The organism is Phytohabitans flavus, assembly GCF_011764545.1.
Taxonomy (GTDB): Bacteria; Actinomycetota; Actinomycetes; order Mycobacteriales; family Micromonosporaceae; genus Phytohabitans; species Phytohabitans flavus.
The window spans coordinates 8,208,742-8,231,907 of the sequence record NZ_AP022870.1 but is presented as its reverse complement, the minus strand read 5'-3'; the positions used below and the strand labels follow the sequence as shown (position 1 = coordinate 8,231,907).

22 protein-coding genes and 4 pseudogenes are annotated in these 23,166 nt (G+C 71.3%); 10 read left to right on the top strand and 16 right to left on the bottom strand.

Annotation, left to right across the window (positions count from 1 at the left end; translation table 11 throughout):
- Positions 1-8: 8 nt before the first annotated feature.
- Positions 9-503: pseudogene (locus Pflav_RS36435) on the bottom strand (NuoI/complex I 23 kDa subunit family protein); the annotation flags it as partial.
- Between the two features lie 67 nt (positions 504-570).
- Between Pflav_RS36435 and Pflav_RS36430 the strand changes: the two are divergent.
- On the top strand, positions 571-1,116 hold the full coding sequence (locus Pflav_RS36430) for a Uma2 family endonuclease (RefSeq protein WP_173041205.1): 546 nt from the start codon (positions 571-573) through the stop codon (positions 1,114-1,116).
- Here Pflav_RS36430 and Pflav_RS36425 read toward each other — a convergent pair.
- Genes Pflav_RS36425 through Pflav_RS36410 form a run of 4 tightly spaced genes read right to left on the bottom strand, consistent with a single transcriptional unit; the run spans position 1,067 to position 3,998 of the window.
- Positions 1,067-1,498: an ester cyclase gene (locus Pflav_RS36425; RefSeq protein WP_232072335.1), complete on the bottom strand. Its 432-nt coding sequence runs from the start codon at positions 1,496-1,498 to the stop codon at positions 1,067-1,069. The genes Pflav_RS36430 and Pflav_RS36425 overlap by 50 nt on opposite strands.
- Positions 1,499-1,518: 20 nt before the next feature.
- On the bottom strand, positions 1,519-2,481 hold the full coding sequence (locus tag Pflav_RS36420; RefSeq protein WP_173042842.1) for a complex I subunit 1/NuoH family protein: 963 nt from the start codon (positions 2,479-2,481) through the stop codon (positions 1,519-1,521).
- On the bottom strand, positions 2,481-3,062 hold the full coding sequence (locus Pflav_RS36415) for an NADH-quinone oxidoreductase subunit C (RefSeq protein WP_173041203.1): 582 nt from the start codon (positions 3,060-3,062) through the stop codon (positions 2,481-2,483). The genes Pflav_RS36420 and Pflav_RS36415 overlap by 1 nt, the downstream gene beginning before the upstream one ends.
- A gap of 27 nt (positions 3,063-3,089) precedes the next feature.
- The gene (locus Pflav_RS36410; RefSeq protein ID WP_173041202.1) at positions 3,090-3,998 is read right to left on the bottom strand and encodes a carbohydrate kinase family protein; all 909 of its coding nucleotides are present in this window, start codon (positions 3,996-3,998) and stop codon (positions 3,090-3,092) included.
- 18 nt (positions 3,999-4,016) lie between these two features.
- Between Pflav_RS36410 and Pflav_RS36405 the strand changes: the two genes are divergently transcribed.
- Positions 4,017-4,988, top strand: coding sequence for an isopenicillin N synthase family dioxygenase (locus Pflav_RS36405; protein ID WP_173041201.1), 972 nt, complete (start codon positions 4,017-4,019; stop codon positions 4,986-4,988).
- 7 nt (positions 4,989-4,995) lie between these two features.
- Here the strand turns inward: Pflav_RS36405 and Pflav_RS36400 are convergent, their stop codons facing one another.
- On the bottom strand, positions 4,996-5,907 hold the full coding sequence (locus Pflav_RS36400; RefSeq protein WP_173041200.1) for a bifunctional helix-turn-helix transcriptional regulator/GNAT family N-acetyltransferase: 912 nt from the start codon (positions 5,905-5,907) through the stop codon (positions 4,996-4,998).
- Between the two features lie 95 nt (positions 5,908-6,002).
- Here Pflav_RS36400 and Pflav_RS36395 point away from each other — a divergent pair, with 95 nt between their 5' ends.
- Positions 6,003-7,043 carry a glucose 1-dehydrogenase gene (locus Pflav_RS36395; RefSeq protein ID WP_173041199.1) on the top strand — a complete coding sequence of 347 codons (1,041 nt, stop codon included), beginning with the start codon at positions 6,003-6,005 and terminating at the stop codon, positions 7,041-7,043.
- Here the strand turns inward: Pflav_RS36395 and Pflav_RS36390 are convergent.
- A complete protein-coding gene (locus Pflav_RS36390; protein ID WP_173041198.1) occupies positions 7,032-8,018 on the bottom strand; it encodes a medium chain dehydrogenase/reductase family protein in 987 nt (328 codons plus the stop codon). The genes Pflav_RS36395 and Pflav_RS36390 overlap by 12 nt on opposite strands.
- Positions 8,019-8,091: 73 nt before the next feature.
- Here Pflav_RS36390 and Pflav_RS49180 point away from each other — a divergent pair.
- Positions 8,092-8,271 (top strand): annotated as a pseudogene (locus Pflav_RS49180) (TetR family transcriptional regulator); the annotation flags it as partial.
- Positions 8,272-8,363: 92 nt separating this feature from the next.
- A complete protein-coding gene (locus Pflav_RS49175; RefSeq protein ID WP_269474650.1) occupies positions 8,364-8,771 on the top strand; it encodes a TetR-like C-terminal domain-containing protein in 408 nt (135 codons plus the stop codon).
- Here the strand turns inward: Pflav_RS49175 and Pflav_RS36380 are convergent.
- The 3 genes from Pflav_RS36380 to proB form a co-directional block, all read right to left on the bottom strand.
- Positions 8,757-10,067 (bottom strand): DUF2252 domain-containing protein, encoded by a 1,311-nt coding sequence (locus Pflav_RS36380; protein ID WP_173041197.1) that lies wholly within the window; start codon positions 10,065-10,067, stop codon positions 8,757-8,759. The two genes, Pflav_RS49175 and Pflav_RS36380, sit on opposite strands and share 15 nt — an antisense overlap.
- Before the next feature lie 563 nt (positions 10,068-10,630).
- Complete coding sequence (locus Pflav_RS36375; protein ID WP_173041196.1) at positions 10,631-11,875, bottom strand: glutamate-5-semialdehyde dehydrogenase; 1,245 nt, start codon at positions 11,873-11,875, stop codon at positions 10,631-10,633.
- Positions 11,876-11,895: 20 nt separating this feature from the next.
- A complete protein-coding gene (gene proB / locus Pflav_RS36370; RefSeq protein ID WP_173041195.1) occupies positions 11,896-13,005 on the bottom strand; it encodes a glutamate 5-kinase in 1,110 nt (369 codons plus the stop codon).
- Positions 13,006-13,033: 28 nt separating this feature from the next.
- Between proB and Pflav_RS36365 the strand changes: the two genes are divergently transcribed.
- Entirely contained in the window at positions 13,034-13,348 is a 315-nt protein-coding gene (locus Pflav_RS36365; RefSeq protein ID WP_173041194.1) for an MGMT family protein, read from the top strand.
- 70 nt (positions 13,349-13,418) lie between these two features.
- Here the strand turns inward: Pflav_RS36365 and Pflav_RS36360 are convergent, their stop codons facing one another.
- Positions 13,419-14,873: a gamma-glutamyltransferase gene (locus tag Pflav_RS36360; protein WP_332107829.1), complete on the bottom strand. Its 1,455-nt coding sequence runs from the start codon at positions 14,871-14,873 to the stop codon at positions 13,419-13,421.
- 59 nt (positions 14,874-14,932) lie between these two features.
- Here Pflav_RS36360 and Pflav_RS36355 point away from each other — a divergent pair.
- Both Pflav_RS36355 and Pflav_RS36350 read left to right on the top strand, forming a co-directional pair.
- A pseudogene (locus Pflav_RS36355) lies at positions 14,933-15,143 on the top strand (MFS transporter); the annotation flags it as partial.
- A gap of 100 nt (positions 15,144-15,243) precedes the next feature.
- Positions 15,244-15,792 carry an NADH-quinone oxidoreductase subunit B gene (locus tag Pflav_RS36350; RefSeq protein WP_173041193.1) on the top strand — a complete coding sequence of 183 codons (549 nt, stop codon included), beginning with the start codon at positions 15,244-15,246 and terminating at the stop codon, positions 15,790-15,792.
- On the opposite strand, the gene Pflav_RS36345 is transcribed toward Pflav_RS36350, so the two are convergent.
- The 5 genes and pseudogenes from Pflav_RS36345 to Pflav_RS36325 form a co-directional block, all read right to left on the bottom strand.
- Complete coding sequence (locus Pflav_RS36345) at positions 15,789-16,586, bottom strand: prenyltransferase/squalene oxidase repeat-containing protein (RefSeq protein WP_173041192.1); 798 nt, start codon at positions 16,584-16,586, stop codon at positions 15,789-15,791. The two genes, Pflav_RS36350 and Pflav_RS36345, sit on opposite strands and share 4 nt — an antisense overlap.
- Before the next feature lie 60 nt (positions 16,587-16,646).
- Positions 16,647-17,828, bottom strand: coding sequence for an adenylyltransferase/sulfurtransferase MoeZ (moeZ, locus tag Pflav_RS36340; RefSeq protein ID WP_173041191.1), 1,182 nt, complete (start codon positions 17,826-17,828; stop codon positions 16,647-16,649).
- Between the two features lie 205 nt (positions 17,829-18,033).
- Entirely contained in the window at positions 18,034-18,843 is an 810-nt protein-coding gene (locus Pflav_RS36335; RefSeq protein ID WP_173041190.1) for a DUF3152 domain-containing protein, read from the bottom strand.
- A gap of 122 nt (positions 18,844-18,965) precedes the next feature.
- Positions 18,966-19,900, bottom strand: a pseudogene (locus Pflav_RS36330) (alpha/beta fold hydrolase); the annotation flags it as partial.
- Positions 19,901-19,941: 41 nt separating this feature from the next.
- Positions 19,942-21,747: a Daple gene (locus Pflav_RS36325; protein ID WP_232072333.1), complete on the bottom strand. Its 1,806-nt coding sequence runs from the start codon at positions 21,745-21,747 to the stop codon at positions 19,942-19,944.
- 416 nt (positions 21,748-22,163) lie between these two features.
- Here Pflav_RS36325 and Pflav_RS36320 point away from each other — a divergent pair, with 416 nt between their 5' ends.
- The gene (locus Pflav_RS36320) at positions 22,164-22,802 is read left to right on the top strand and encodes a TetR/AcrR family transcriptional regulator (RefSeq protein WP_232072331.1); all 639 of its coding nucleotides are present in this window, start codon (positions 22,164-22,166) and stop codon (positions 22,800-22,802) included.
- A gap of 113 nt (positions 22,803-22,915) precedes the next feature.
- Positions 22,916-23,143, top strand: a complete 228-nt coding sequence (locus tag Pflav_RS36315) for a DUF3107 domain-containing protein (protein ID WP_173041188.1) — start codon at positions 22,916-22,918, stop codon at positions 23,141-23,143.
- Positions 23,144-23,166: the final 23 nt, after the last annotated feature.

Here is a 23,166-nt window from a genome sequence, read left to right as displayed (position 1 = left end):
GTTCGCCCCTTTTTGGCCGCGGCCGACTCTTCCTTGCTCGGCTCGCCGTTGGGGTCATGGACGGGCGGCGGCGGCACGGTGGCCATCCACTCCCCGAGCCGCTCCTTGTCGTGCAGAAGGTCACGGATGTCGTACTCGGCGTACTCGAACTCAGGCGTCCAGTAGAGCGCGTCGAAGGGACAGGCTTCGATGCAGATCCCGCAGTACATGCACAGCGAGAAGTCAATGTCGAATCGGTCGAGGACGTTGCGCTGGCGGGCCCGGGCCGCGCCGGGCACGACCACCTCTTCCTTGTGCGAATCGATGTAGATGCACCAGTCGGGGCACTCGCGGGCGCACAGCATGCAGACCGTGCAGTTTTCCTCCAGCAGCGCGATCACCCCGCGCGACCGCGGCGGGAGGTCGGGCTCCACATCCGGGTACTGCTGCGTGTGCGACCGGCGGGTCATCGTCTTGAGGGTGACGGCCAGCCCCTTCGCCAGCCCTTCGCCAGGCACGCCCATGCCGCATATCCTGCCCCGTCTGTCGCTGGGGCGCGAGCACCACGATTGATCGGCCTACAGTGCGCCCATGGCAGGTGGCTGGACCACTGATGACCTGGACGCCTTCCCGGAGGACGGCTACCGGCGCGAACTACTCGACGGAGTGCTCATGACGTCGCCCTCCCCGACCAACATTCACCAGATCATCGCTGGGCGACTGATGGTCGCGCTAGAGGAGAGCTGTCCAGACGACCTCCAGGTCACTCAGGGTGTCGAGATCCGGGTAAGCAAGCGTCGGTCGTTCATCCCAGACGTTCTCGTGACAACTGGTACCCAACGACGGACGTCCAAGTACGAGCCGCACGAGGTGATGCTGGCCGTCGAGATCGTCTCCGACGGCTCCCAGACAATGGACCGGATCACCAAGCCAGCCCTCTACGCTCAGGCGGGCATCCCGTACTACTGGCGGATCGAGACCGACAAGGTCATCGTGGTACACACCCAGAAGATCGACCTCACCGACGAGATCTACCAGCCGACAGGCCAGTTCGCCGACGTTGTGAAGATCGACGAACCTTGGCCCATCAGTTCGTTGGTGAGTCGGCTGACTCCTCGGCACTACCGGGCGGGATGAACTCGACGCCGAGCTGCTGGAGCACCTGGAAGAGCTCGTTGACGCTCCACACGTCGCTGATTTTGCCGTCGCCGTCGAAGCGCAGGAACGTGGCGCCCGAGTAGCTGACCACCTCGCCCGTGGCTGGCACCGGACCGAACTGGCCGGTCTGGGTGCCGGCCGCCCGCCAGTGGATGGCGGCGCGCTCGCCGTCCACCAGCAAATCGATGATCTTGTAGCGCAGATCCGGGAACGCCGCGCGGCGCTCGCCGTGCCAGGCCAGCACGCCTCGGGGGCCGCTCTCGCCGAGTCCCGGGCAGTCGGAGGCGATCAGGTCGTACGCCGTTTCCTCTTGGTTGCCGTTCCAGACGTCGGCAACAAACTGTCGTACCGCGGTGTCCACATTGACCACGGTGGCGCAGCTTACATGACCACCCTTACCGCCGCGGTAAGCACCAGCTGCCCCAGCGCCAACGGCACCAGGACCAGCCAACACAGCCGCTGGAGCTGGTCTTCGCGCAGTCGGGGGTACGAGACGCGGAGCCAAATGATCACAAAGGACACCGCGAAGACCTTGATCAACGTCCACAGCCAGCCGAGGTACTCGTCGCCGAACGGGCCCTGCCACCCGCCCAGAAAGAGCACCGTCGTGAGCGCGGCGATGACCACGATGCCCACGTACTCGGCGAGGAGGAAGAACGCGAAGCGAAGCCCTGTGTACTCCGTCATATACCCGAAGACCAGCTCGGAGTCGGCGATCGGCATGTCGAACGGCGGCCGCCGGATCTCCGCCACCCCGGCCACGAAGAAGACCACCATCGCGGGCGCCTGCCACAGCAGCCACCACGGCTCCCACGCCGAGACGATGCCGGGCAGCGAGAGCGTGCCGGCCGCCATGGCCACGCTGGCGGCGGCGAGCACCAGCGGCAGCTCGTACCCCAGCAGCTGAGCCGCCGCGCGGAGGCCGCCGAGCAGGCTGTACTTGTTGGCCGACGCCCACCCGGACATCAGCACCGCCACCACGCCCACACCGACCACCGCGAGCACGAAGAAGAGCCCGATGTCGAGCGGCTCGCCGACCAGGTCACCGGGGCCGAGCGGGATGACGAGGAGCGCGAGGAGGTACGGCATGAGCGCGACAACCGGCGCCAGCCGGAAGACCGGCCGGTCGGCGGCGCTCGGTGTGACGTCCTCCTTCTGCACGAACTTGACGCCGTCCGCGATCAGCTGGGCCCAGCCGTGGAAGCCACCGGCGTACATCGGGCCGAGCCGCCCCTGCATGTGAGCCATGACTTTGTGCTCGGCCTGGCCGACGAGCAGCGGCAGCGTGAGGAAGGCGATCACCACGCCGGCGACCCGGATGGTCAGCTCCAGCCAGAGCGGCATCAGGCCGGCCCCCATTCGCCCGGTGCCGGCACCCCCGGCGGCCGCATCGGGGCGCGCTTGCCGCCGCCGTGCCCGGACTCGCCCGGCTCCTTCGCGCCCGGCCACGGCTTGGCCACCCGCGACGCCAGCACGAACTCCTTGCGCAGCGGGTGCCCCTCGAACTCCGGCGCCAGCAGCAGCGGCCGCAGCTCGCCGTGCCCCGGAAAGTCGATGCCGAACATCTCGTGCGTCTCGCGCTCATGCCACGCCGCACCCGGGAACACCGCCACGACCGACTCGACGGCGGGCGCGTCGCGCGGCACACGGGTACGGACGAGCACGCCGTGCCGCTGCGTGGTGGACCAGAGGTGGGCCACGACCGAGAAGCCCTCGTCGAGCTCGTCGACCGCGGAGAGCCAGTCGAAGAAGTCGAAGACCAGCTCCGCGTCGTCGCGCGCCGCGAGCAGTGCCGCGGCCCAGGAGCGCGGCGGCACATCGACGGTCGCCCGCGCGTAAGACTGACCGCCGGAGACGGACGCCACGACGTCCGGGGCGGGCCCGAGCACCTCGACCAGCCGCGCACCGACCTCGTCCGGCGTCATGCGGGGCATTTTAGTCGTCTGACAGTCCTAAGCGGTGGTCGTGGAGGTGACCGCGGCGGGGAGCAACGATTCGACCTCGGCCTGCGGCGGCGGTAGCGCGCCAGGGCGGGAGCAGACGGCGGCGGCTGTCGCGCTGGCGTACCGCAAGGCCCGGGTCACCGACTCCGGCCCCAGGTCGTCGCCGAGGTGGGAGAGCAGGCCGGTGGTGAACGCGTCCCCCGCGCCGACCGTGTCGGCCACCGTGACGGGCGGCGCGGCACAGACTGTCACGAGCCCATCGTGTACGGCCACCGCGCCATCGCCGCCCCGGGTCACCACGAGCAGCCTCGGGCCCAGCGCCGCCCACCGCCGCGCCACCACCACATCCGGCTCCCCGGGGCAGAGCCAGCGCAGGTCCTCGTCGCTCACCTTGACCACGTCGGCCGCCCGCACGATCTCCTCGACCCGGGCGAGCGCGGTGGCCCGCTCCCCGACCAGCGCGGGGCGGATGTTCGGGTCGTACGACACCAGCGCACCGGCCCGCGTGGCGGCCTCGACCACCGCCAGCACCGCCGCGTCGCCGGGACCGACCGCCGTGGCGAGGGAGCCGACGTGCACGCACTGGATGCCGGCGAGGTCGGGCTTGCCCGCGTACGCCCAGGTGAAGCGGAAGTCGTAGGTGGCCGCGCCGGCCTTGTCGACCCGCGCGAACGCCACGCTCGTGGTCGGGGTCTCGACAAGCTCGTCGGGCACCACCCCGAACGACTCCAGGTGCGCCCGGAGCAGCCCGCCGAACAGGTCGCTGCCCACCTCGCTGGCGAACCGGACCTCATGCCCCTCGGCAGCAAGCCCGACCGCCACGTTGAGCGGGCTCCCGCCCGGCGTGGCGGCGAAGCTCCACGAGCCGCCACGGCTGATCAGGTCGACCAGACTCTCGCCCACCACCAGGTACGCCACGAGCGTAAGGATAGGCACATGACCGCCATACCATCGCTGCCCGTTATCGACATCTCCCTACCCGGTGACGGCCCGGCTCACGCGATCGAGGCGGCCTGCCGCGACACAGGGTTCTTCTACGTCACCGGGCATGGCGTGCCGCCACGGCTGCTGGCCGACCTGGACGCGGCGAGCCGAGCGTTCTTCGCGCTGCCCGAAGCGGACAAGATGCGGATCTCCATGGACCTCGGTGGGCGGGCGTGGCGGGGGTACTTTCCGGTGGGCGGCGAGCTGACCTCGGGGCGGCCGGACCTCAAGGAGGGCGTCTACTTCGGCGGCGAGCTGCCCGACGACCACCCACGGGTCCGCGCCGGGCTGCCGCTGCACGGCCGCAACCTCTTCCCGGAGCGGGTACCGGAGCTGCGCCCGGCCGTGCTGTCCTACCTGGACGCCCTCACCGGCGTGGCCCAGGCGGTGCTGCGGCTGGTGGCCCGCAGCCTCGACCTGCCCGCCGACTACTTCGCGTCCAGCTACACCGCCGAGCCGACGATCCTCTTTCGGATCTTCCACTACCCGCCGTCGCCGCCTGGGAGCGACGAGTGGGGCGTGGGCCAGCACACCGACTACGGCCTGCTCACGCTCCTCGCCCAGGACGACAACGGCGGCCTACAGGTGCGCACGCCGGATGGGTGGATCGACGCGCCGCCGCTACCCGGCACCTTCGTGTGCAACATCGGCGACATGCTCGAACGGCTCACCGGCGGCTGGTACCGCTCGACGCTGCACCGGGTGCGCAACGTGAGCGGCCGCGACCGCCTCTCGTACCCCTTCTTCTTCGATCCCGACTTCACCGCCGAGGTGCCGGCGCTCCCGGCGCGGGCCCGGACCACCGCGGCAGGCGCGCCCCGCTGGGACGGCGCGGATCCCCGGGCATTTTCGGGTACCTACGGCGACTACCTGCTGGGGAAGGTGTCGAAGGTCTTTCCGCAGCTGTCCGACGAGGTGCTCTGATCCGTGGCTACAGATCCCGGGACCAGATCTCGTCGACCATGTCGTGGCCGAAAGCCCGCGCCTTCTTCTCCTCGTCGAGGGTGAAGCCCAGGCGCTTGTAGATGCGGTGTGCGTCGACGGTCCTGTCGTAGGTCCACAGCATGATCCGCTCGTAACCGGCGCGGCGAGCGAAGCGCAGGCACTCCTCCACCAGCCGGCTGCCGACGCCGAGCCCGCGGGCGGTCGGCTCGACCAGGAGCAGGCGGAGCTGGGCCGTGGTGTCGTCCCGGCGCACGCACAGCACGCAGCCGACCGGCTCGCCGTCGACCTCGGCGATCCAGGCCGCCTCGCGCCGCGGGTCGTGGGCCGCCGCGTAGTCGGCGATCACGCGGGCCACGAGCGCCTCGAAGGACTCGTCCCAGCCGAACTCCCGCGCGTAGATCGCGCCGTGCCGCTGCACCACCCAGCCCAGGTCGCCGGGGGCGGGCGGGCGAAGCACCACGAGATCGGCCCGCGGGCGCTCGCCGAGCAGCTCGCGGATCGTGCCCATCGCGCCCAGCAGCCGCCGCTGGTCGACCTCGCCCAGGCTGCCGATCAGCTCGGCGATCTGCGCGTCGCTGCGCTGCTCCAGGTCGGCGGCGACCGCATGCCCGGCCTCGGTCAGCTCGATCACCTGGCGGCGGGCGTCGACGGTGGAGCGGGACCGCCGCACCAAGCCGTCCGCCTCGAAGCGGGCCAGGATGCGGCTCAGGTAGCCGGCGTCGAGGCCGAGCCGGCGGCGCAGGTCGACCACCTCGACGGCCTCGCCATGCGCGAGCTCGAAGAGCAGGCGGCCCTCGGTCAACGTGTACGGCGTGCTCAACATCCCTTCCTGAAGCACCCCGATCAGGCGCGTATAGAAGCGGTTGAACGCCCGTACGTCACTCACCGGATCACTCATTGCCCACCTCAACAATTCCTTTGACTCCGTCAACTATCTCGTGATCCTGAGCGAGAAGCAAGACGCGAGAAGCAGAAAGGGCCGAGAATGAGCGCATGCGGGCAATCGCCATCACACCAGGCACGAAGGGCTCACTCCGGCTCATCGAGGACGCACCCGAGCCACCGATCACGGAAGGCGCGGTGCTGGTCGAGGCCCTGGCCGTGGGCGTCTGCGGCACCGACCGGGAGATCATCGCGGCCGACTACGGCGAGGCACCTCCCGGCGAGGACTACCTGATCCTCGGCCACGAGTCACTGGGCCGGGTGCTGGAGGACCCGACCCGCACCTACCAGCCGGGCGATCTCGTCGCCGGCATCGTGCGCCACCCCGACCCGGTGCCCTGCCCCAACTGCGCGGTCGGCGAGTGGGACATGTGCCGCAACGGGCTGTACACCGAGTGCGGGATCAAGGCGCGGCACGGCTTCGCCCGCGAGCGGTGGCGGGTGGAGCCCGCGTTCACGGTGCCGCTCGACCCGGCGCTCGAGGACGTCGGCATGCTCCTCGAGCCGACCAGCATCGTGGCCAAGGCCTGGGAGCACATCGCCGCGGTGGGTACCCGGGCGCACTGGGAGCCGCAGACGGTACTTGTCACCGGCGCCGGGCCGATCGGGCTGCTCGCCGCCATGCTCGGCGTCGAGCGCGGCCTGACCGTGCACATGCTGGACCGGGCGAAGGACGGGCCCAAGCCGGAGCTCGCCGGCCGGCTCGGTGCGACGTACCACACTGGGGAGGTCGGCGACCTCGACTTCGAGCCGGACATCATCGTGGAGTGCACCGGGGCGGCGCCGGTGGTGGTCCAGGTGATCGACAAGGTCGGGCGGGACGGCGTGGTGTGCCTGACCGGGGTGTCGCGGATCGGCGAGCGGGTGGGCGTCGACGCCGGCGCGCTGAGCCGAGCGGTCGTGCTGGAGAACAACGTGGTCTTCGGCTCGGTCAACGCCAACCGCCGGCACTGGAAGGCGGCCGCCGACGCGCTGGACAAGGCCGACCGGGCCTGGCTGTCCGCCCTGATCACGCGCCGCGTCCCGGTGGACGGATACGCCGAGGCGTACGCCCCCCGGGACGGGGACATCAAGGTGGTTTTAGGGTTTTAGAACGATCTTGCCGACCACCGCGCGGTCGTCGAGCATCCGCAGCGCCTCGGGTGCCTCGGCGAGTGGCATCCGCGCCGCCACCCGCGGCTTGAGCTCGCCGGTACGGAGCAGGTCGAGCACCGCGGCGAGATCCTCGTCGAAGTTGACGCGGTGGCTGATCCCGTAAAACTGGGCGCGGCGACCGTTGGGCAACAGCTTCCACCACAGCAGGCGGCCCAGCGTGCTCACGTACGGCGCCAGCCGCCATCCCTTGTCGTCGAGGGTGGACGCGCTGCCGTACGCGATCAGGATGCCGCCGCGGCCGACCATCGCCCACGACCGCTTGAGGCCGGGGCCGCCTGCGTGGTCGAAGACCGCGGCCACCCCGCTGGGCGCGAGCTGGCGCACCCGCTCGACCAGCAGCGGGTCGCGGTAGTCGAGCGGGGTCGCGCCCATCTCCCGCAGCTTGTCGTGCTTGCCCGGCGAGGCGGTGCCGATCACCCGCGCGCCGGCCCGTAGGGCGAGCCGCACCAGCAGCGTGCCGACGCCGCCGGCCGCGCCGTGCACCAGCACCGTCTGGCCCGCGGCCACCTTGGCCACGCGATGGACCATCTGGTACGCCGTCACTCCGTTCGTGATCAGGGCGACCACCTCGCCGGCGTCCAGCTCCTCGGGCACGGGCACGAGGTGCGCGGCCGGCAGCACCACCCGCTCGGACCAGGCACCGGTGCGGGTCATCGCGGCGACGCGGCCGCCGAGCGCGACACCAGGCCCGGCCGCCTCGACCTCGCCGACCAGGTCATATCCGGGCACAAACGGAAACTTCGGCTGGGCGTAGTAGCGCCCGCGCAGCATCTGCACCTCGGCGAACGCGACACCTGCCGCTTCCACCTTGATCCGCACCTGACCCGGGCCCGGCTCGGGCAGGTCGCGCTGCGCGAACTCGAGCACGTCCGGACCGCCGGCGTGGGGCATGACCACCTGAGTCGTCTTCATGGTTAGATCCTCTCTGCTTGGTTACATGCTCTTGGATTAGTTAGAAGCTCTAACTCAGGTTAGACTCTGACGCATGGAGACCGCAACCCGCCGGGAGAGACTTCGGGCGCAGACCCGCGAGGAGGCCAAGGCGGCGGCCCTCCGGCAGATCGCCGCGGCCGGGCCCCAGTCGCTGTCGCTGAACGCGATCGGCAAGGAGCTCGGGATGAGCGGGCCGGCCCTCTACCGGTACTTCGCTGGGCGGGACGATCTGCTCACCGAGCTGATCAGCGACGGGTACAACGACCTGGCGAACGCGGTGGAGGCGGCGGGCGCGGCGGCAGCGGGGCGGAGCCGGCGGACCGGATCCGGGCGCTCACGCGGGCATTCCGGGAGTGGGCGCTCGCCCAGCCGCACCGGTACCTGCTGTTGTTCGGTACGCCTGTCCCGGGATACGAGGCACCGGCGCACACGACCCAGGCGGCCACTCGGACGCTGGGCGCGTTCCTGGAGCCGATCGCGGCGCTCCACCCGGGCTCGCGGGCGGCGGTGCTGGAAGGGCAGTTCGAGGCGGGCCTGGCCGACCGCGACCCGGATCACCCCTGGTCGGGGCCGGTGCTACGGCTCGGCGTGACCGGCTGGACCCGCATGCACGGCGTGGTCAGCCTGGAGGTGGAAGGTCACTTCACGCAGATGGGGTTCGACCCCGGCCTCCTTTTCGAGGCCGAGGTCGAGTCGTTGATCGCGGAAGCTACGGGGTCAGAGGCCGGGTAGCTTCCCGTTCCGGAAGAGGTCCACGAAGATCTGGTGGTCTTCGCGGGCACGGAGGCCGTACTCGTGGGCGAAGTCGACCAGGTGCGCGACGAACCCCTCCGGGTCGCGGTCGACCGCCGCCACGATCGTTTCCTCGGTGGAGAAGTCGACAAGGTCGTGGCTGGACTCGTCGTCGGCGACCGAGTGCATGCGGGCCACCGCCCGCCCGAGGTCGCTCACCACGCCGGCCAGCTCGTCCGGCTCGTTGACGTCGGACCAGTCCAGGTCCGCGGCGTACGGCGACACCTCCGCGACGAGCTGGCCCACGCCCTGAAGCTCGGTGAAGCCCAGCCACGGGTCGGCGTGCGCCTGGAGCGCCCGCTGTGACTCGGCCGTACGGTGCCCCTGGTGCCTGAAGTAGCCCCGCACCTTCTCGTCCGTGATGTGGCGCGCGACGGCGGGCACCTGGGCCTGCTTCATGTAGATGACGACGTCGTTCTCCAACGCCTGCGTGTGCCCCTCGAGCAGCAGGTTGTACGACGGCAGCCCGGCCGACCCGATGCCCACGCCCTTGCGCAGCACCACGTCCTTGATGTGCGTGGAGACCGGTCGCAGCGAGGCGGTGGCCTCGGGCAGCGTGGTGAGGTACTGCTCGAACGCGGCCACCACGGTCGCCCGCGTCTTGGCGTCGATCTCGTACACGCCGTCGCCGAGCGAGAAGCGCCGCTCGTAGTTGTCGATCGTCGTCTGCTCCTTGAGCAGGTCGACCCGGGTGTTGAGCCGCGCCTGCTGGAGCACGGTACGCAGTACACCGTCCGCGTTCTCCAGCGTGATCGAGCCGATCGCGTCGTCACCACCGGCGGCGATCGCCCCCAGCTCGGTCAGGTACGCGCTGGCGAACCGCGTCACCAGGTCACTGATCACCGCGTCGGAGAGCGCCTTGGCGTACCCGATGAGCGCCACGCTGGCCGAGAAGCGCTTGAGGTCCCAGGTGAACGGCCCGACGTACGCCTCGTCGAAGTCGTTGACGTTGAAGACCAGCTGGCCGGACGAGTTCATGTACGTGCCGAAGTTTTCCGCGTGCAGGTCACCGTGGATCCACACCCGGCTCGTCCACTCGTCGAGAAACCGCCGATCGGCGAAGTCGCCGGTCATGTCCGCGTAGAAGAGGGCAGCGCTCCCCCGGTAGAACGCGAACGGGGAGGCGGCCATCTTCCGGAACTTGCGCCGGAAGGCCGCCGGGTCCAGCGCCATCAGCTCGCCGAACTCCGCCAGCAGCACGTCGACGATCTTGGCCGGACGCTGATCATTGTTCATAAGTCCGCAGGCTAGACCTCCGCCGCCAACACCTCGCACGTGCGGGCTACACGCCCTTAGGCCGGCCAATCTCCTGGTACTGCGGCTGGCCGAGCACAATGAGGATTGCGTGGACACCGACGGAGATTTTTCTTGAGACGGATATCTTCCCCGGTCCGCGTCAGTCGCAGACCGCATGCTCCCGCGGGCACCGCGCAGGTCGGCGGCTCGCTGACGCTCGCCGAAACCCCCGACCTCCGCTGCCAGGTCCGCGGTCCAAGCCCAACCCCCGAGGTTCCTCTCTCCGCGGCCTGTCGAGCTGGGCGCGTGGCCGCGCCCAACAACAGACCCGCCACCACCCTTGGCTTCGGACGTGGACCCCTGCCGCCAGGGTGCTGGGCGCATCGATGCGCCCAGCTCGAGAGCCACTGGGCCGCGACTCCCGCAGGAACCCGGACCCCGGTGGCGGCGGGCTCGCCCGCCCTGGGGGTGGGCTCGCCAACCGCGAAGGGTGAGGCTGCGGGAGCGACGGTCCGGACCACGACGGACGCCGCGGCAGCCCAAATTTCCTTGGTCTGAATGCCCTAGGTGCGCAGGTGGGCGTCACCCGTCACGACGTACTTCGTGGAGGTCAGCTCGGGCAGGCCCATCGGTCCGCGCGCGTGCAGCTTCTGCGTCGAGATGCCGATCTCGGCGCCGAAGCCGAACTCGCCGCCGTCCGTGAAGCGGGTCGAGGCGTTGACCATCACCGCTGCCGCGTCCACGTGCGCCACGAACTCGCGGGAGGCCGCCACCGACTCGGTCACGATCGCCTCGGTGTGCTGGGTGCCGTACCGGCGGATGTGCCGCACCGCCTCCTGGAGTGAGTCCACGACGGCGGCCGAGATGTCCGCGGACAGGTACTCGGCGGCGAAGTCCTCCTCGGTCGCCGGCACGACGGAGTCCGAGTAGGTGGCCACGCGGGGATCGCCGTGGACCGTCACGCCGGCCTCGGCGAACGCCGCCAGCACGCGGGGCAGGAAGGCGTCCGCGACCGCCGCGTGCACCAGCAGCGATTCGGCAGTGTTGCATGTGGACAGTCGCTGGGTCTTGCTGTTCATGACGATGGCGACTGCCTTGTCGAGGTCGGCGGCGGCGTCCACGTACACGTGGCAGTTGCCCACACCGGTCTCGATGACCGGGACGGTCGACTCCTCGACCACCGCCTTGATCAGGGATGCCCCGCCGCGGGGGATGAGGACGTCGACAAGGCCCCGCGCACGCATCAGCTCCTTGACCGAGTCGCGGGTGCTGGCGTCCAGCAGCTGCACGGCGTCGGCGGGGAGGCCGGCGGCCTCGATGGCGTCGCGGAGGACGGCGGTCAGCGCGGCGTTGGAGCGGGCGGCCGACGACGAGCCGCGGAGCAGCGCGGCGTTGCCGGACTTGAGGCAGATGCCGGCGGCGTCGACGGTGACGTTGGGGCGGCCCTCGTAGACGATGCCGACCACGCCGAACGGCACGCGGATCTGCCGCAGCTCCAGGCCGTTGGGGAGGGTCGAGCCGCGCACGACCTCGCCGACCGGGTCGGGCAGCGCGGCCATCTGGCGCAGCGCCTCGGCCATGGCGGCGACCCGTCCCTCGGTGAGGGAGAGACGATCGATCATGGCGGCGGTCAGGCCGCCTTCGCGCGCCGCTGCCACGTCCGCCGCGTTCCCGACCAGGATCTCCGGGGTACGGGCGAGCAGCGCGTCGGCCATCGCCAGCAACGCCGTGTCCTTCGTGGCCCGGGTGGCGGTGCCCAGTGCGGTGGCCGCCTCGCGGGCCCGCTGGGCCTGCTCGTGGACGCTCATCTGACTCTCCCTTTCACCGTCTAAAGCAGGACCAGGTCGTCGCGGTGGACCACTTCACGTTCGTATCCCGGGCCGAGCGCAGCGGCGAGCTCCACAGTGGACCGCCCGAGCAGCGTGGGGAGCTCGACGGCGTCGTAGTTGACCAGGCCGCGGGCGACCGGTGCGCCCGACGAGTCGACAAGGTCGACCGGGTCGCCGGCCGTGAAGGCACCGTCTACCGCGGTGATACCCGCGGCGAGCAGCGACTTGCGCCGGGTCACCACGGCCTGCACCGCGCCCGGGTCGAGGTGCAGCCGGCCGCGCGGCGAGGTGGCGTGGGCCAGCCAGAAGAGACGGGCGGTCGGCCGCTGCGCTACCGGATGGAAGAGCGTGCCCACCTCCTCGCCGGCCAGCGCGGCAGGGGCGAGCGGGGTGGCGGTCAGCACCACCGGGATGCCGAACCCCGTGGCGATGCGCGCGGCCTCGACCTTGGTGATCATGCCGCCGGTGCCCACGCCGGCCTTGCCGGGCCGGCCGAGCGTGATGCCTTCCAGGTCGGCCTCGCCGTGCACGTCGGTGACCTTGCGGGTGTCCGGCCGCGCCGGGTCGCCGGTGTAGAGCGCGTCGACATCGGTGAGGAGCACGAGCAGGTCGGCGTGCACCAGCGCGGCGACGAGGGCGGCCAGCCTGTCGTTGTCGCCGAAGCGAATCTCCTCGGTGGCGACCGTGTCGTTTTCGTTGACGATCGGGACGGCCCGCATGTCGAGGAGCTTGCGCAGCGTGCGGTACGCGTTGCGGTAGTGCACGCGCCGCGTCACGTCGTCCACCGTCAGCAGGACCTGGCCGACGACGAGGCCATGGCGGTCGAAGCTCGCCGTGTACCGCCCGATGAGCAGCCCCTGCCCCACGCTTGCCGCCGCCTGCTGGGTGGCCAGATCCCGCGGTCGGCGCGGGATGGCCAGCGGCGCGAGGCCGGCGGCGATCGCGCCCGAGGAGACGAGCACAACCTCGCGGCCTTCGGCGCAGAGCCCGGCGAGCACGTCGGCGAGGGCGTCGACCCGCGCGGTGTCCAGGCCGCCCGTAGCCGTGGTCAGCGAGGATGAGCCGATCTTGACGACGACCCGCCGCGCTGAGGTGACTGCTTCGCGCACCCAACCATTCTGCATAGGCTGTCTTGCCATGACTCCGGAGGAGTACGTCGAGGAGGTGCTGGCCCTCGTCGAGCGCATACCGAGCGGGCGCGTGATGTCGTACGGGGCGATCGCCGACTACCTGGCCGACCGCTCCGGCCGCTCCTCCGCCCGCCTGGTCGGCTCGATCATGGCCAAGTACGGCGGCCCGGTCCCCTGGCACCGCGTCGTCAACAACGCCGGCCGCGTGGTGCCCGGCCACGAACTAGAAGCCATGGCAAGGCTGATAGCCGAAGCCACCCCCATGCGCAACGGCCGCGTAGACATGCGGCACGCGGCCTGGTCCCCCGACCTGGCCGGCTGATCAGGGAGTTGGTGGAGCGACACGCCGCCCGCCACGCCCACGAAGTCCCTGATCAACTGCGAGGGAGGGGCTAGGCGGCTGCGCCGACCCCGCCGCGTCTTGGGTCGCCGGCGGCGCCGGCGATCCCGACGGCGCTTACGCCGCCGAAGTAGTGGTTCATGTCGGGCCAGCGGTTGACCTCGTAGCCGGCGGCCTCCAGCGCCGTTAGCTCGTCCTCTGGGTAACCGAGTTCGGCGTGGACTGTGTTGTCGACTACGTGGAATCTTGGGCGCGCGATCGCCGAGAGCATGTCTAGGCCGTCGACTAGCACGCCGAGCAGCGTGTCGACGAGTGCGGTACGGATGCGCGAGGCGCCCGCGGAGCCGGCGGCGACCACCAGCTCGCCGCGGTCGTCGACCACCACGAGCGGGCACATCATCGACTTCACGCGGCCACCCGGCTCCAGGTCGGGCGTGATCAGCTCGCCCTCGCCGAGCATCGAGTTGAGGTTGATGCCCTGGCCGGGCAGCCACAGGCCGGCGCCGATGCCGAGGGTGGTGGTGATCACGCAGGCGTCGCCCTCGTGGTCGACCACCGAGATGTTCGTGGTGTCCCCGAGCCGCTGGCGGCCCCAGGTGCGCAGCGCGTCGGCCACGGCCACGGCCCGCGCCGGGCGGGACATCGCGTCCAGGTCGGCGGGGAGCGCGGCGAGCGTGTCGATGGTGCCGTTGAGGTCGTGCCGGGCGTACACGTGGCGGCCGCCCACCAGCGCGTGCCCCACCTCCAGCTCCAGCACCCGGTACGCGGCCAGGTCGGCCGGGCCGAGCGCACCGCCGGCCGCCCGCACCGTGTCGACCATCAGCTGCCCCAGCCGGCCGGTGTAGAAGATGCCCGGCCCCTCCTCGGCGAGGAGGCTGAGCGCCCGGTCGAGGCCGGGGTGGTGCAGCAGGTCACCGCCCTGGAGCAGCGCGCCGGTGGGTGCGTAGATCGCCGCGCCCTCGCCGGGCAGCAGGGCGGGCGAGACCGATATAAGCGTGCGCGCCTGCGCGGCGGGCAGTACGACCCCGCTGCTGGCCAGGGTGATCGCCGGCTCCACAACCCGCTGCCAGGGCAGCCGGCCCCAGCGCCGGTGCACCTCGCCGCAGCCGGCCGGCACGCCGGGCACGCCGACGCTGGCGCCGCCGATGGAGTACGTCTGCGGTACGCCGCCGAAGAACACCTCGATCGGCAGCATCGGCCCTGGGACGGTGTCCACGTCGAGTCCCGGTACCGAACAGAAGAAGTCCAGACACGTCACGGTCTGTGTCGAAGCGTCGTAGTACGTGGCGAAGCCGCCCCCGCCGATCCCGGTCAGGATGCTCTCGCTGGTCGTAGTGGCGAGCACGGCCGCCACCGCGGCATCGGCCGCCGATCCACCTGCCGCGAGGATGCGCAGCCCGACCTCGGCTGTGGCCGGGTGACCTGCGGCTACGCCGGCAGGCACGCGCATCGCCTCCTCTCGGGGCGGCGCGGCTCGGCGAGCCGCCGTCGGGACACCAATAGTCACGCGCCGCAGCGTAGAACCAACTTCCGCCTTGTGCGTGCAGATGGATAACATCCGCGCCTATGAGTGCCGCGTTGCCACGCAGGGTGCACGCCGGGTACGCGTTGGGCTCGTTGGCGACCGGAACCTTCAGCACCGTGCCGGGGCTGCTGTTACTCCCGTATCTCACCGACACGATGGGGGTCGCGGCGGGCGTCGCGGGGGTTGCTGGTGCTCGTACCCAAGGCGTGGGAGGTGCTCATCAACCCCGTAGCCGGACGGATATCCGACAGGTAGGGCGGGCGGCGCCCGTACCTCCTGGGGGTGGTTTGCCCTAGCCCGCAGCATGCTCTGAGCTGCCGGCAAACGCGCCGGCTGTGGTTGACTTGGGGTCGTGCAGTTGCCAGGAGTGCTCGGCGAGCCGATCCGGTTCGTGCTCAACTGGGGCCGGCGCTACTCGCTGTGGGTCTTCAACTTCGGCCTGGCCTGCTGCGCCATCGAGTTCATCGCCACGAGCATGGGCCGGCACGACTTCATCCGGCTCGGCGTGATCCCGTTCGCGCACGGCCCCCGCCAGGCTGACCTCATGGTTGTCTCCGGCACCGTGACGGACAAGATGGCGCCCGCGATCAAGCGCCTCTACGACCAGATGCCCGAGCCCAAGTACGTCATCTCGTTCGGCGCCTGCTCCAACTGCGGCGGCCCGTACTGGGACTCGTACTCGGTGACCAAGGGCGTCGACCAGATCATCCCCGTCGACGTATACGTGCCTGGCTGCCCACCCCGACCCGAGGCGCTGCTGCACGGCATCCTCCGCCTCCAGGAGAAGATCGCCGGCGAGCAGTCAGGCATCGGCGGCGTGGCCCGGCCGGATCCGCTCGCGGCCCCGGACGCCGCGACGCTGACCGCGCCCCTGGTGGCCGCCCCGAAAGACCGCGACTAGCGCGTCGCGCGGATGGCGGCGAGGGTCGTGTGTACGTCGAACGCCGAGCCGTCGTCGCTGGTCCAGCCGCCGTCGCTGCGTTGGGTCTCGGCGAGCCGCCGCCGGGCCGCGGTAAGTAGCCACTCGTCCACCGCGACCCCCACGCGGCGCAGCGTGGATGCCATCGAGGCCACGTCGGCCGGGCTCATCTGGCCGAGGCGGTCGCCGAGCGTGATCTGGATACGGGCCGACTCGTAGAACATCTCCTGCCGGTGCAGCACCGCGACGCTCAGCCAGGCGCTCGCCAGGAAGGACTTCCACGAACCGTCTTCGCCGATGTGCGCGGTGATCGCCTGGGCGGCGGTACGGAGTTGGGCACCGTACCGGCCGCCGCCCCAGCCGGCGTCCAGATCGGAGACGGTGAGCCAGAAAGCGGCGTTCGCGGTCAGGTAGAGCCTGGCCTCGGGGTCGCCGGGCTGGGCCCACGGTGGTGCCTCGCGGGCCAGCGACTCGTCTTCCTCCCACATGCTGTCGTGCTGGCGGCTTGCCAGCCAGTCAAGTGCGCGGCACGCCGCCGGGCGGCCGAGCGCGCCAAGGTCGTCGAGCTCGGCCAGCCGGAAGCAGGTCGCGTCGATCGAGCCGACTTCGGCCCCCCACCTGGCCGGCCAGCCGCCGGCAGGCGCCTGGCCGATCTCCGCGGTGGTGAGGATGTCTTCGCCGGGGACGGCGCCCGTCCGTAGGTACGACAGGCGGGCACGATCCACCGCGTCCCCGCGGGCCACCACGAACCCGATCGCGCCGTCGATGTCGACCACGGGCGAAACGCTACCGGCGCGGTCGGGGTCGCGCCTCCGCAGGTCAGGCTAAAGACCAGGTCAGTAGGCCGGTAGCGAAGGGTCCACCTGCTTGATCCAAGAGAGCACGCCACCCTGTACGTGCACCGCGTCCTTGAAGCCCGCCGCCTTGATCGCGGCCAGCGCCTCGGCCGAGCGGACGCCCGACTTGCAGTGCAGCACGATCTGGCGGTCCTGCGGGAATCGGGCCAGCGCCTCGCCGGACAGGATTTCGCCCTTGGGGATCAGCGTGGCGCCGGGGATGCGCACGATCTCGTACTCAGCGGGCTCGCGCACGTCGACCAGGAAGACGTCCTTGCCGGAGTCCTGCCAGTCCTTGAGCTCGCGAGCGGTGATCGTGGCGTCGACCGTCGCCTCCTGGGCCTCGACCGACACCGCGCCGCAGAAGTCCTCGTAGTCTTCCAGCAGGTCGGTGACCGTCGGGTTTTCCCCGCAGAGCGCGCAGTTGGGGTCCTTGCGGACCTTGATCTTCCGGTACGACATCTCCAGCGCGTCGTAGACCATCAGGCGGCCCACGAGCGTGTCGCCGACCCCGGTCAGCACCTTGATCGCCTCGGTGACCTGGATGGAGCCGATCGACGCGCAGAGCACGCCGAGCACGCCACCCTCGGCGCAGGAGGGGACCATGCCGGGCGGCGGGGGCTCCGGGTAGAGGCAGCGGTAGCACGGGCCGTGCTCGGCCCAGAAGACCGAGGCCTGCCCGTCGAAGCGGTAGATCGAGCCCCACACGTACGGCTTGCCGAGCAGCACGGCCGCGTCGTTGACCATGTAGCGGGTGGCGAAGTTGTCGGTGCCGTCGACGATCAGGTCGTACTGCGAGAAGATCTCCCGCACGTTGTCACGGTCGAGCGACGTGTTGTGGATGACCACGTTGACGTACGGGTTGATCTCGCGGACCGACTCGGCCGCCGACTCCGCCTTCGGGCGGCCGATGTCCGACTGGCCGTGGATGATCTGCCGCTGAAGGTTGGACTCGTCGACGGTGTCGAAGTCGATGATGCCGAGCGTGCCAACACCGGCCGCCGCCAGGTACATCAGCGCGGGCGACCCGAGACCACCGGCGCCCACACAGAGCACCTTCGCGTTCTTCAGCCGCTTTTGCCCGTCCATCGCGACGTCCGGGATGATCAGGTGGCGTGAGTAGCGGCGGATCTCGTCGACGGACAGCTCGGCAGCGGGCTCGACGAGCGGGGGCAGCGACACGGTGGACTCCCCGAAAGGCTGAGAGAGAGCACTAACCGCACCATTGTTGCTCGCTGGTGACGGTACGGGGCAATGACGTGGCCCACGGCCCAGAAGGCGGGATCGGGGAATATCCGAGCCGTCAGGGGATCGCCGGACCCGAATACCTGCGACCGGCCAGGTACGGCCACGCGTACGCCTGGCAGCCTCCGGGCAGGCGGCCGGGCTACTTCAGCGGACCCGCGTAGCGGCGGCCGTTCAAGAACGGCCAGGCGTTTGCCTTGCACCCCTTCAGGTCGAGCGTCTGCTGCATCATCACCGGCGCGGGCCGCCCCCGGCCCGGGCACAGCTCGTGCCGGTGCCCAAGCTGGTGCCCGACCTCGTGGTTGAGCACGTAGTCGCGGTACACCGACAGCGGCACCTTGGCCGCCACGAAGTGGTCCACCGAGTGCTGCCACCGGTCCAGGTTGATGACGACGCCGCCGCCGATCCGGCAGGAGGTGTACGGCCGGCCGCGCACCGTGATGTTGACTCCGCCGGCCCCACACATCCGGCCGGCGGTCTCCCGGGTGGCCAGGTGCACGGTGAAGTCGTACGGCGTGCCGCGCGCCACCCACTGCATGCGCAGCCCGCCGCCGATCCAGCTCTGCGGGCGACCGAGCGCCCCGTCGACCGCCGCGCCGAACTCCTGGACGTCTATGCCCGAGCCCAGCTCCACCGCCACGCGGTACCGCATGAGCTTGCCGGAGCGACCGCGGATCGGGCCGCCCTTTGTCGCGTACTCGAATCCGCCGGTCCCCTTGGTCGGCGCCGGCACGTCGAGCCGCAGCACCGGCGGCGCCGGGCTTGGTGAGGCGGAAGGAGAAGGCGACGCCAGCGGCGGCGCCGAGGATGACGGCGACACGGCGAGCGTCTCGCGAACGGACGGCGGCACCGGCGCGGCGGGCGAGAGGTGGATGGGAAACACCCCCAGGCCCAGGAGCGCGAGACCCGCCAGCAGGGCGATCCCGGCGCTTACGGCGAGGGTGCGACTCACGCCGGCGCGACCCGGGCGGGGCCGTGTTGGTTGCCGCGGCGGTCCTCGGATCGGACGCTCGCCACCCCTGCGCGCACCGCGCGGCTCAGCCGCTTCGGGCGGGCCGCAGCGGGCTCGCGCACCTCGTCGAGCATCGCGACAACCGCACGGGCGACCACCCGCGGCACCTCCATCTGCGCCACGTGCCCCACCTGGTCAAGGATCAGCAACCGGCTGTCCGGGATGGCCCGGGCCACGGTCGGCGCCACCCGGATGTCGACGATCTGGTCCTGGCGGCCGCCGATCACGAGGGTGGGTGCGGTGATCTTGGACGCGATGCGCCACAGCGAGCCAGCCCCGGGCAGGTACGCCCGCAGGAAGCTGGAGATCAGCCCGCGCATCGAGCCGAGGTACGCCGGGATGTAGTGGGCCAGCTCGTACCGGATGCGGATCTCCTCGACCGCCTCCAGGCGGCGCTGCTCGCTCACCCGGGTGGGATCGGCGAAGCAGGTGGCGATGACCTGGTTGGCCATGTCCTCCGGCTTGATCCGGGACAGGACGCGCATCGCGATCCGGTCGCCGCGCGGGATGGCGAGCAGCGGCAGCATCCGGCTCTGGGTCGAGCGGCGTGGATCGAGGAACGGCATCGCCGGCGAGACGAGCGTCAGCGAGCGCACGAGGTCGGGCCGGGTGCCGGCCACGCGGACCGAGATCGCCCCACCCAGCGAGTTGCCGAACAGGTGCACCGGACCCCGGCCGGAGTACTCGATCCAGCGGATCACACGATCGGCGAAGGCGGCGATGGTGTAGCTGCTGGCCGGATCGCTGTGCCCGAAGCCCGGCAGGTCTATCGCGTGCCCTTCGAGCCGGGGGCGAGCAGCCCCGCGAGGTCCGTCCAGTTTGTCGCGGACCCGCCGAGGCCGTGCACGTAGAGTGCCGGCTCGGCGCCGGGCATGAGGGCCGGCGTCTCGCGTACGAACACATTGGCTCCGTCGACCATCTCCGACCGGCCCGGCCAGGGCGGCGCCTCCCGGTCGGCCGGGAACAACTCATCCGCTCCGAGCAGCGCGCGCTTCATCGACCAATGATGCCCCGAGCACGGCGGATGATGCCGTTTCTTTAGGCGAGTAATGCCTCCAAGCGGCGGTTTACGGCGTTGAGTGTCGCACGCACGACAGCTTGGCGCGGATCGCCGGCCACGAGTGCGGAGCCGGCTAGCTGCTCGACCCAGCCCCCACAGACCAGCAGCACCACGGCGACCGCGACCTCGCAGCTGCCGAACGGCACCACGGCCGCGTGCTCGACGAAGCACTTGCCCCGGTCGCCCACCTGCTCGGCGGTGCTCAGCAGATCGTCCACCGCGGCCGCGCTCGCCTCGGCGCAGAGGCGCAGCACATACGCATCCACGGCGGGGCCATTGGCCCGACCGGTGGCCCGCCGCTCGTCGGCCGCGAGCTTGACCTCGACGGTGGCGTCCAGCCCGAACGTGCTGACCTGCACCTCGTCAATCACGATGCGCGGACCCGGCTTGCCCGGCGGCAACGGTCGCGGCGACACGGCCTCGACGGGGGCGCTCTGACCCAACGGGCTCTCCTCCCGCGCCCGGCGGGCCCGGCGGCGCGGCGTCTCAGGGGCCGGCCGTCGCTGCTCAGCGACCGGGCCGCCCGGCTGGGCTGGGAGGTACGAACCGGCGGGTGCCGGGTAGGAACCGGTGGCCGTGGGCTCGGTGCGGGTGCGAGCGGGCGCGACGGCCTCGCTCGTGCCGGACGGCTCCTTCGGGGCGGCGGCCAGCCCCATCCGATCTTGGAGCAGGCGCGCGACGATGCGGCTGACCTCGGCCGGATCGGCGCCGTCGGCGAGGTCGAGGCGGAGGCTGTGTGCCCCCGCCGCAGTGGTACGGAGCGAGGCGTCCCGCACGCCTTCCACCCCCCGCACGGCGCCCAGGATCGCCTGCACGTCGAAGCCCTCGGGGCGCTCCCGAAGTGGCGTGTCGTCGCGCTGCAAGTGGCTCCAGATCCGGGTTAGGTCAGGTCCGTCAGCAGGGGGCTCGGCGGGCGGCTCCGGTGCTGTGGGTACGTCCGGCTGGGCCGGCACCCGCTGCGGGAGCGCGTCCAGCTCCGGTGTTCGCGCGGGTGGCGGCGGTGTGACCTGGCTTGTGGCCGGCTGGCTCGGTGTGGCCGGCGGAGCGGGCGCGACGCGCGGCGGAGCGCTCACCGGCTCGCTGGCCAGATCGGTGGGGCGACCCGGCGCGCGGGGCTCGGCGGGCACCGGATCCGGCTGCGGCCACTCCTGTGCCCAGCTCGCGGCCGCACGGGTCGGCGCCGCGGGCCCGCTCCGAGGCAGTGGTGGCGGCGGCGCCGGGCGGGCAGGTGCGGGCGGCGAGACCGGGCGCTCGTAGAGCGCGGTGTCGTAGGTGGGCCGCTCGAACGGCGGCTGGGGCCGAAACCCGGGCGGCATGTCCGCGGCGCCCGCCGCCTTGCCTGCGTCGCGCGCCTCCCGCCACTGCTGGGGCGTCATCGAGGCGGCCTGGGAGCGAGGCGCGGCCGGGCCGAACGACGGCCGGGGCGGCGCGACCGGCGGCACGCTCGGGGGCTGGGCGGGAGCGGCGCTTTCCCGGGCGGCGGCAGCCGGGCGGCGGGTGGGCAGTTCCTCGCCAGCGCCGTGCCGGGCCACGTCGGCGCCGCGCCGGGGCGCCTCGGCCTGCGGCGGGGGTGCGGCCTGGACCGGCGGCACGGTGCGGTCGACCGCGATCGGCGGCACCGGCGAGATCTCGGGCAGGCTCGCGGCCCCTCGGGCGGCGTCCTCGAGATCTCCCTCGTACGGGTACGGTGGGGCGCTCGCCGGCACGCGCATGGCGAGCGAGGCGGAGTCGGAGCCGTTGACAGCGGCCGGGGGCTGGGGCTGCTGGCGCGGGGCGGGGCTCATCGGGGCGAGGAGGTCGGCGTAGCGTGGGGCGTCGGCCCAGCCGTCGGCCGGCCCGGTGCGCCAGGTCGGCTGGACCGGCTCGGGGCGGGCTCCAGCGCGGCACCAGCGTTTGACCAGACCGCGTCGGCCGCCGCCCAGCCGTTGAGCCGGGGCTGGCCAGCGCCGTCAGCCTTACCGCCGTGGTCCGCACGATCGCCGTGCGGACCTGCGCCGTTGCCGTTACCTCCCGGCGTGACGCCACCGGGTTGCCCTGTTTCGTCCACCGTGCGCTCCTCGGTTGCCCTCGCTGAGGCTACCGTGTGCTGACAGCAGCGATAAGCCGCAACGTGCGGCTAGTTCGACGGTAGGTCGATGTTTACCGATCCGTCGGATTGGCCGAAAGTCTTAGTTTCATGCGTGAAAGTCGAGGTGACGGCATGGCCGTTGGGTCGGGCAGCACGGCGGCGACGGGCCGGCCCACGCGCCTGCCGCGTTCCGCGCGCCGTAAGCAGCTCCTGGAGGCGGCGCAGGAGGTCTTCGTGGCGCAGGGGTACCACGCGGCCGCGATGGACGACATCGCGGAGCGCGCGGGTGTCTCGAAGCCGGTCCTCTACCAGCACTTCCCCGGGAAGCTGGAGCTCTACCTGGCGCTGCTCGACACGCACTGCGACGCCATCGTGGCGAAGGTACAGAGTGCGATGACCGCCACCAGCGACAACAAGGAGCGGGTCCGGGGCGCCGTCCAGGCGTACTTCGACTTCGTCGACCACGAGAGCGAGGCGTTCCGGCTCGTCTTCGAGTCCGACCTGCGCAACGAGCCCGCCGTCCGGGAGCGGGTCGAGCGGGTGGAGAGCGGCTGCATCGCGGCCATCACCGACACGATCATCTCGGACACCGGCGTGAGCCGGGACCGGGCCGAGCTGCTCGCGTCCGGCCTGGTCGGCGCCGCGGAGACGGCCGCGCAGTTCTGGCTGGCCGCCGGCCGCAAGGTGCCGAAGGCCGAGGCCGAAGCGCTCGTCGCGGCACTGAACTGGCGGGGCATCGCGAGCTTCCCGCTCCAGGACGAGCCCACCTGAGTGCCGCGCTCCGCGCAGGGCGTAATGCGGCGCGCGAGCCGAGCGGGGGTACTCATGGGGTGGTCGGATACCGTTGCACCGGCGGAGCATCCGCCGCGATAGAGGAGGGTCACGTGGAGGTCAAGATCGGCGTGCAGTACGCACCGCGCGAGCTTGTGATCGAGAGCGCGCAGACGCCGACCGAGGTAGAGAAGATCGTGACCGACGCGATCGCGTCCGACAGCGGCGTCCTCGCGCTTCAGGACGAAAAGGGCCGGCGGGTCATCGTGCCGGTCTCCAAGGTGGCGTACGTCGAGATCGCCGAGGCGGCGCCGCGCGCGGTCGGTTTCACCGCCCGCTAGCAAGCACCGCGCTCCCGCGGCCG

What these genes read in the sequence shown, in the direction of transcription:
- Pflav_RS36430 (WP_173041205.1), top strand. Translation starts at nt 571, where the DNA reads ATGGCAGGTGGCTGGACCACTGATGACCTGGACGCCTTCCCGGAGGAC.
- Pflav_RS36420 (WP_173042842.1), bottom strand. Translation starts at nt 2,481, where the DNA reads ATGCCGCTCTGGCTGGAGCTGACCATCCGGGTCGCCGGCGTGGTGATC.
- Pflav_RS36415 (WP_173041203.1), bottom strand. Translation starts at nt 3,062, where the DNA reads ATGACGCCGGACGAGGTCGGTGCGCGGCTGGTCGAGGTGCTCGGGCCC.
- Pflav_RS36405 (WP_173041201.1), top strand. Translation starts at nt 4,017, where the DNA reads ATGACCGCCATACCATCGCTGCCCGTTATCGACATCTCCCTACCCGGT.
- Pflav_RS36400 (WP_173041200.1), bottom strand. Translation starts at nt 5,907, where the DNA reads ATGAGTGATCCGGTGAGTGACGTACGGGCGTTCAACCGCTTCTATACG.
- Pflav_RS36395 (WP_173041199.1), top strand. Translation starts at nt 6,003, where the DNA reads ATGCGGGCAATCGCCATCACACCAGGCACGAAGGGCTCACTCCGGCTC.
- Pflav_RS36390 (WP_173041198.1), bottom strand. Translation starts at nt 8,018, where the DNA reads ATGAAGACGACTCAGGTGGTCATGCCCCACGCCGGCGGTCCGGACGTG.
- Pflav_RS36380 (WP_173041197.1), bottom strand. Translation starts at nt 10,067, where the DNA reads ATGAACAATGATCAGCGTCCGGCCAAGATCGTCGACGTGCTGCTGGCG.
- Pflav_RS36375 (WP_173041196.1), bottom strand. Translation starts at nt 11,875, where the DNA reads ATGAGCGTCCACGAGCAGGCCCAGCGGGCCCGCGAGGCGGCCACCGCA.
- Pflav_RS36365 (WP_173041194.1), top strand. Translation starts at nt 13,034, where the DNA reads ATGACTCCGGAGGAGTACGTCGAGGAGGTGCTGGCCCTCGTCGAGCGC.
- Pflav_RS36325 (WP_232072333.1), bottom strand. Translation starts at nt 21,747, where the DNA reads ATGAGCCCCGCCCCGCGCCAGCAGCCCCAGCCCCCGGCCGCTGTCAAC.
- Pflav_RS36320 (WP_232072331.1), top strand. Translation starts at nt 22,164, where the DNA reads ATGGCCGTTGGGTCGGGCAGCACGGCGGCGACGGGCCGGCCCACGCGC.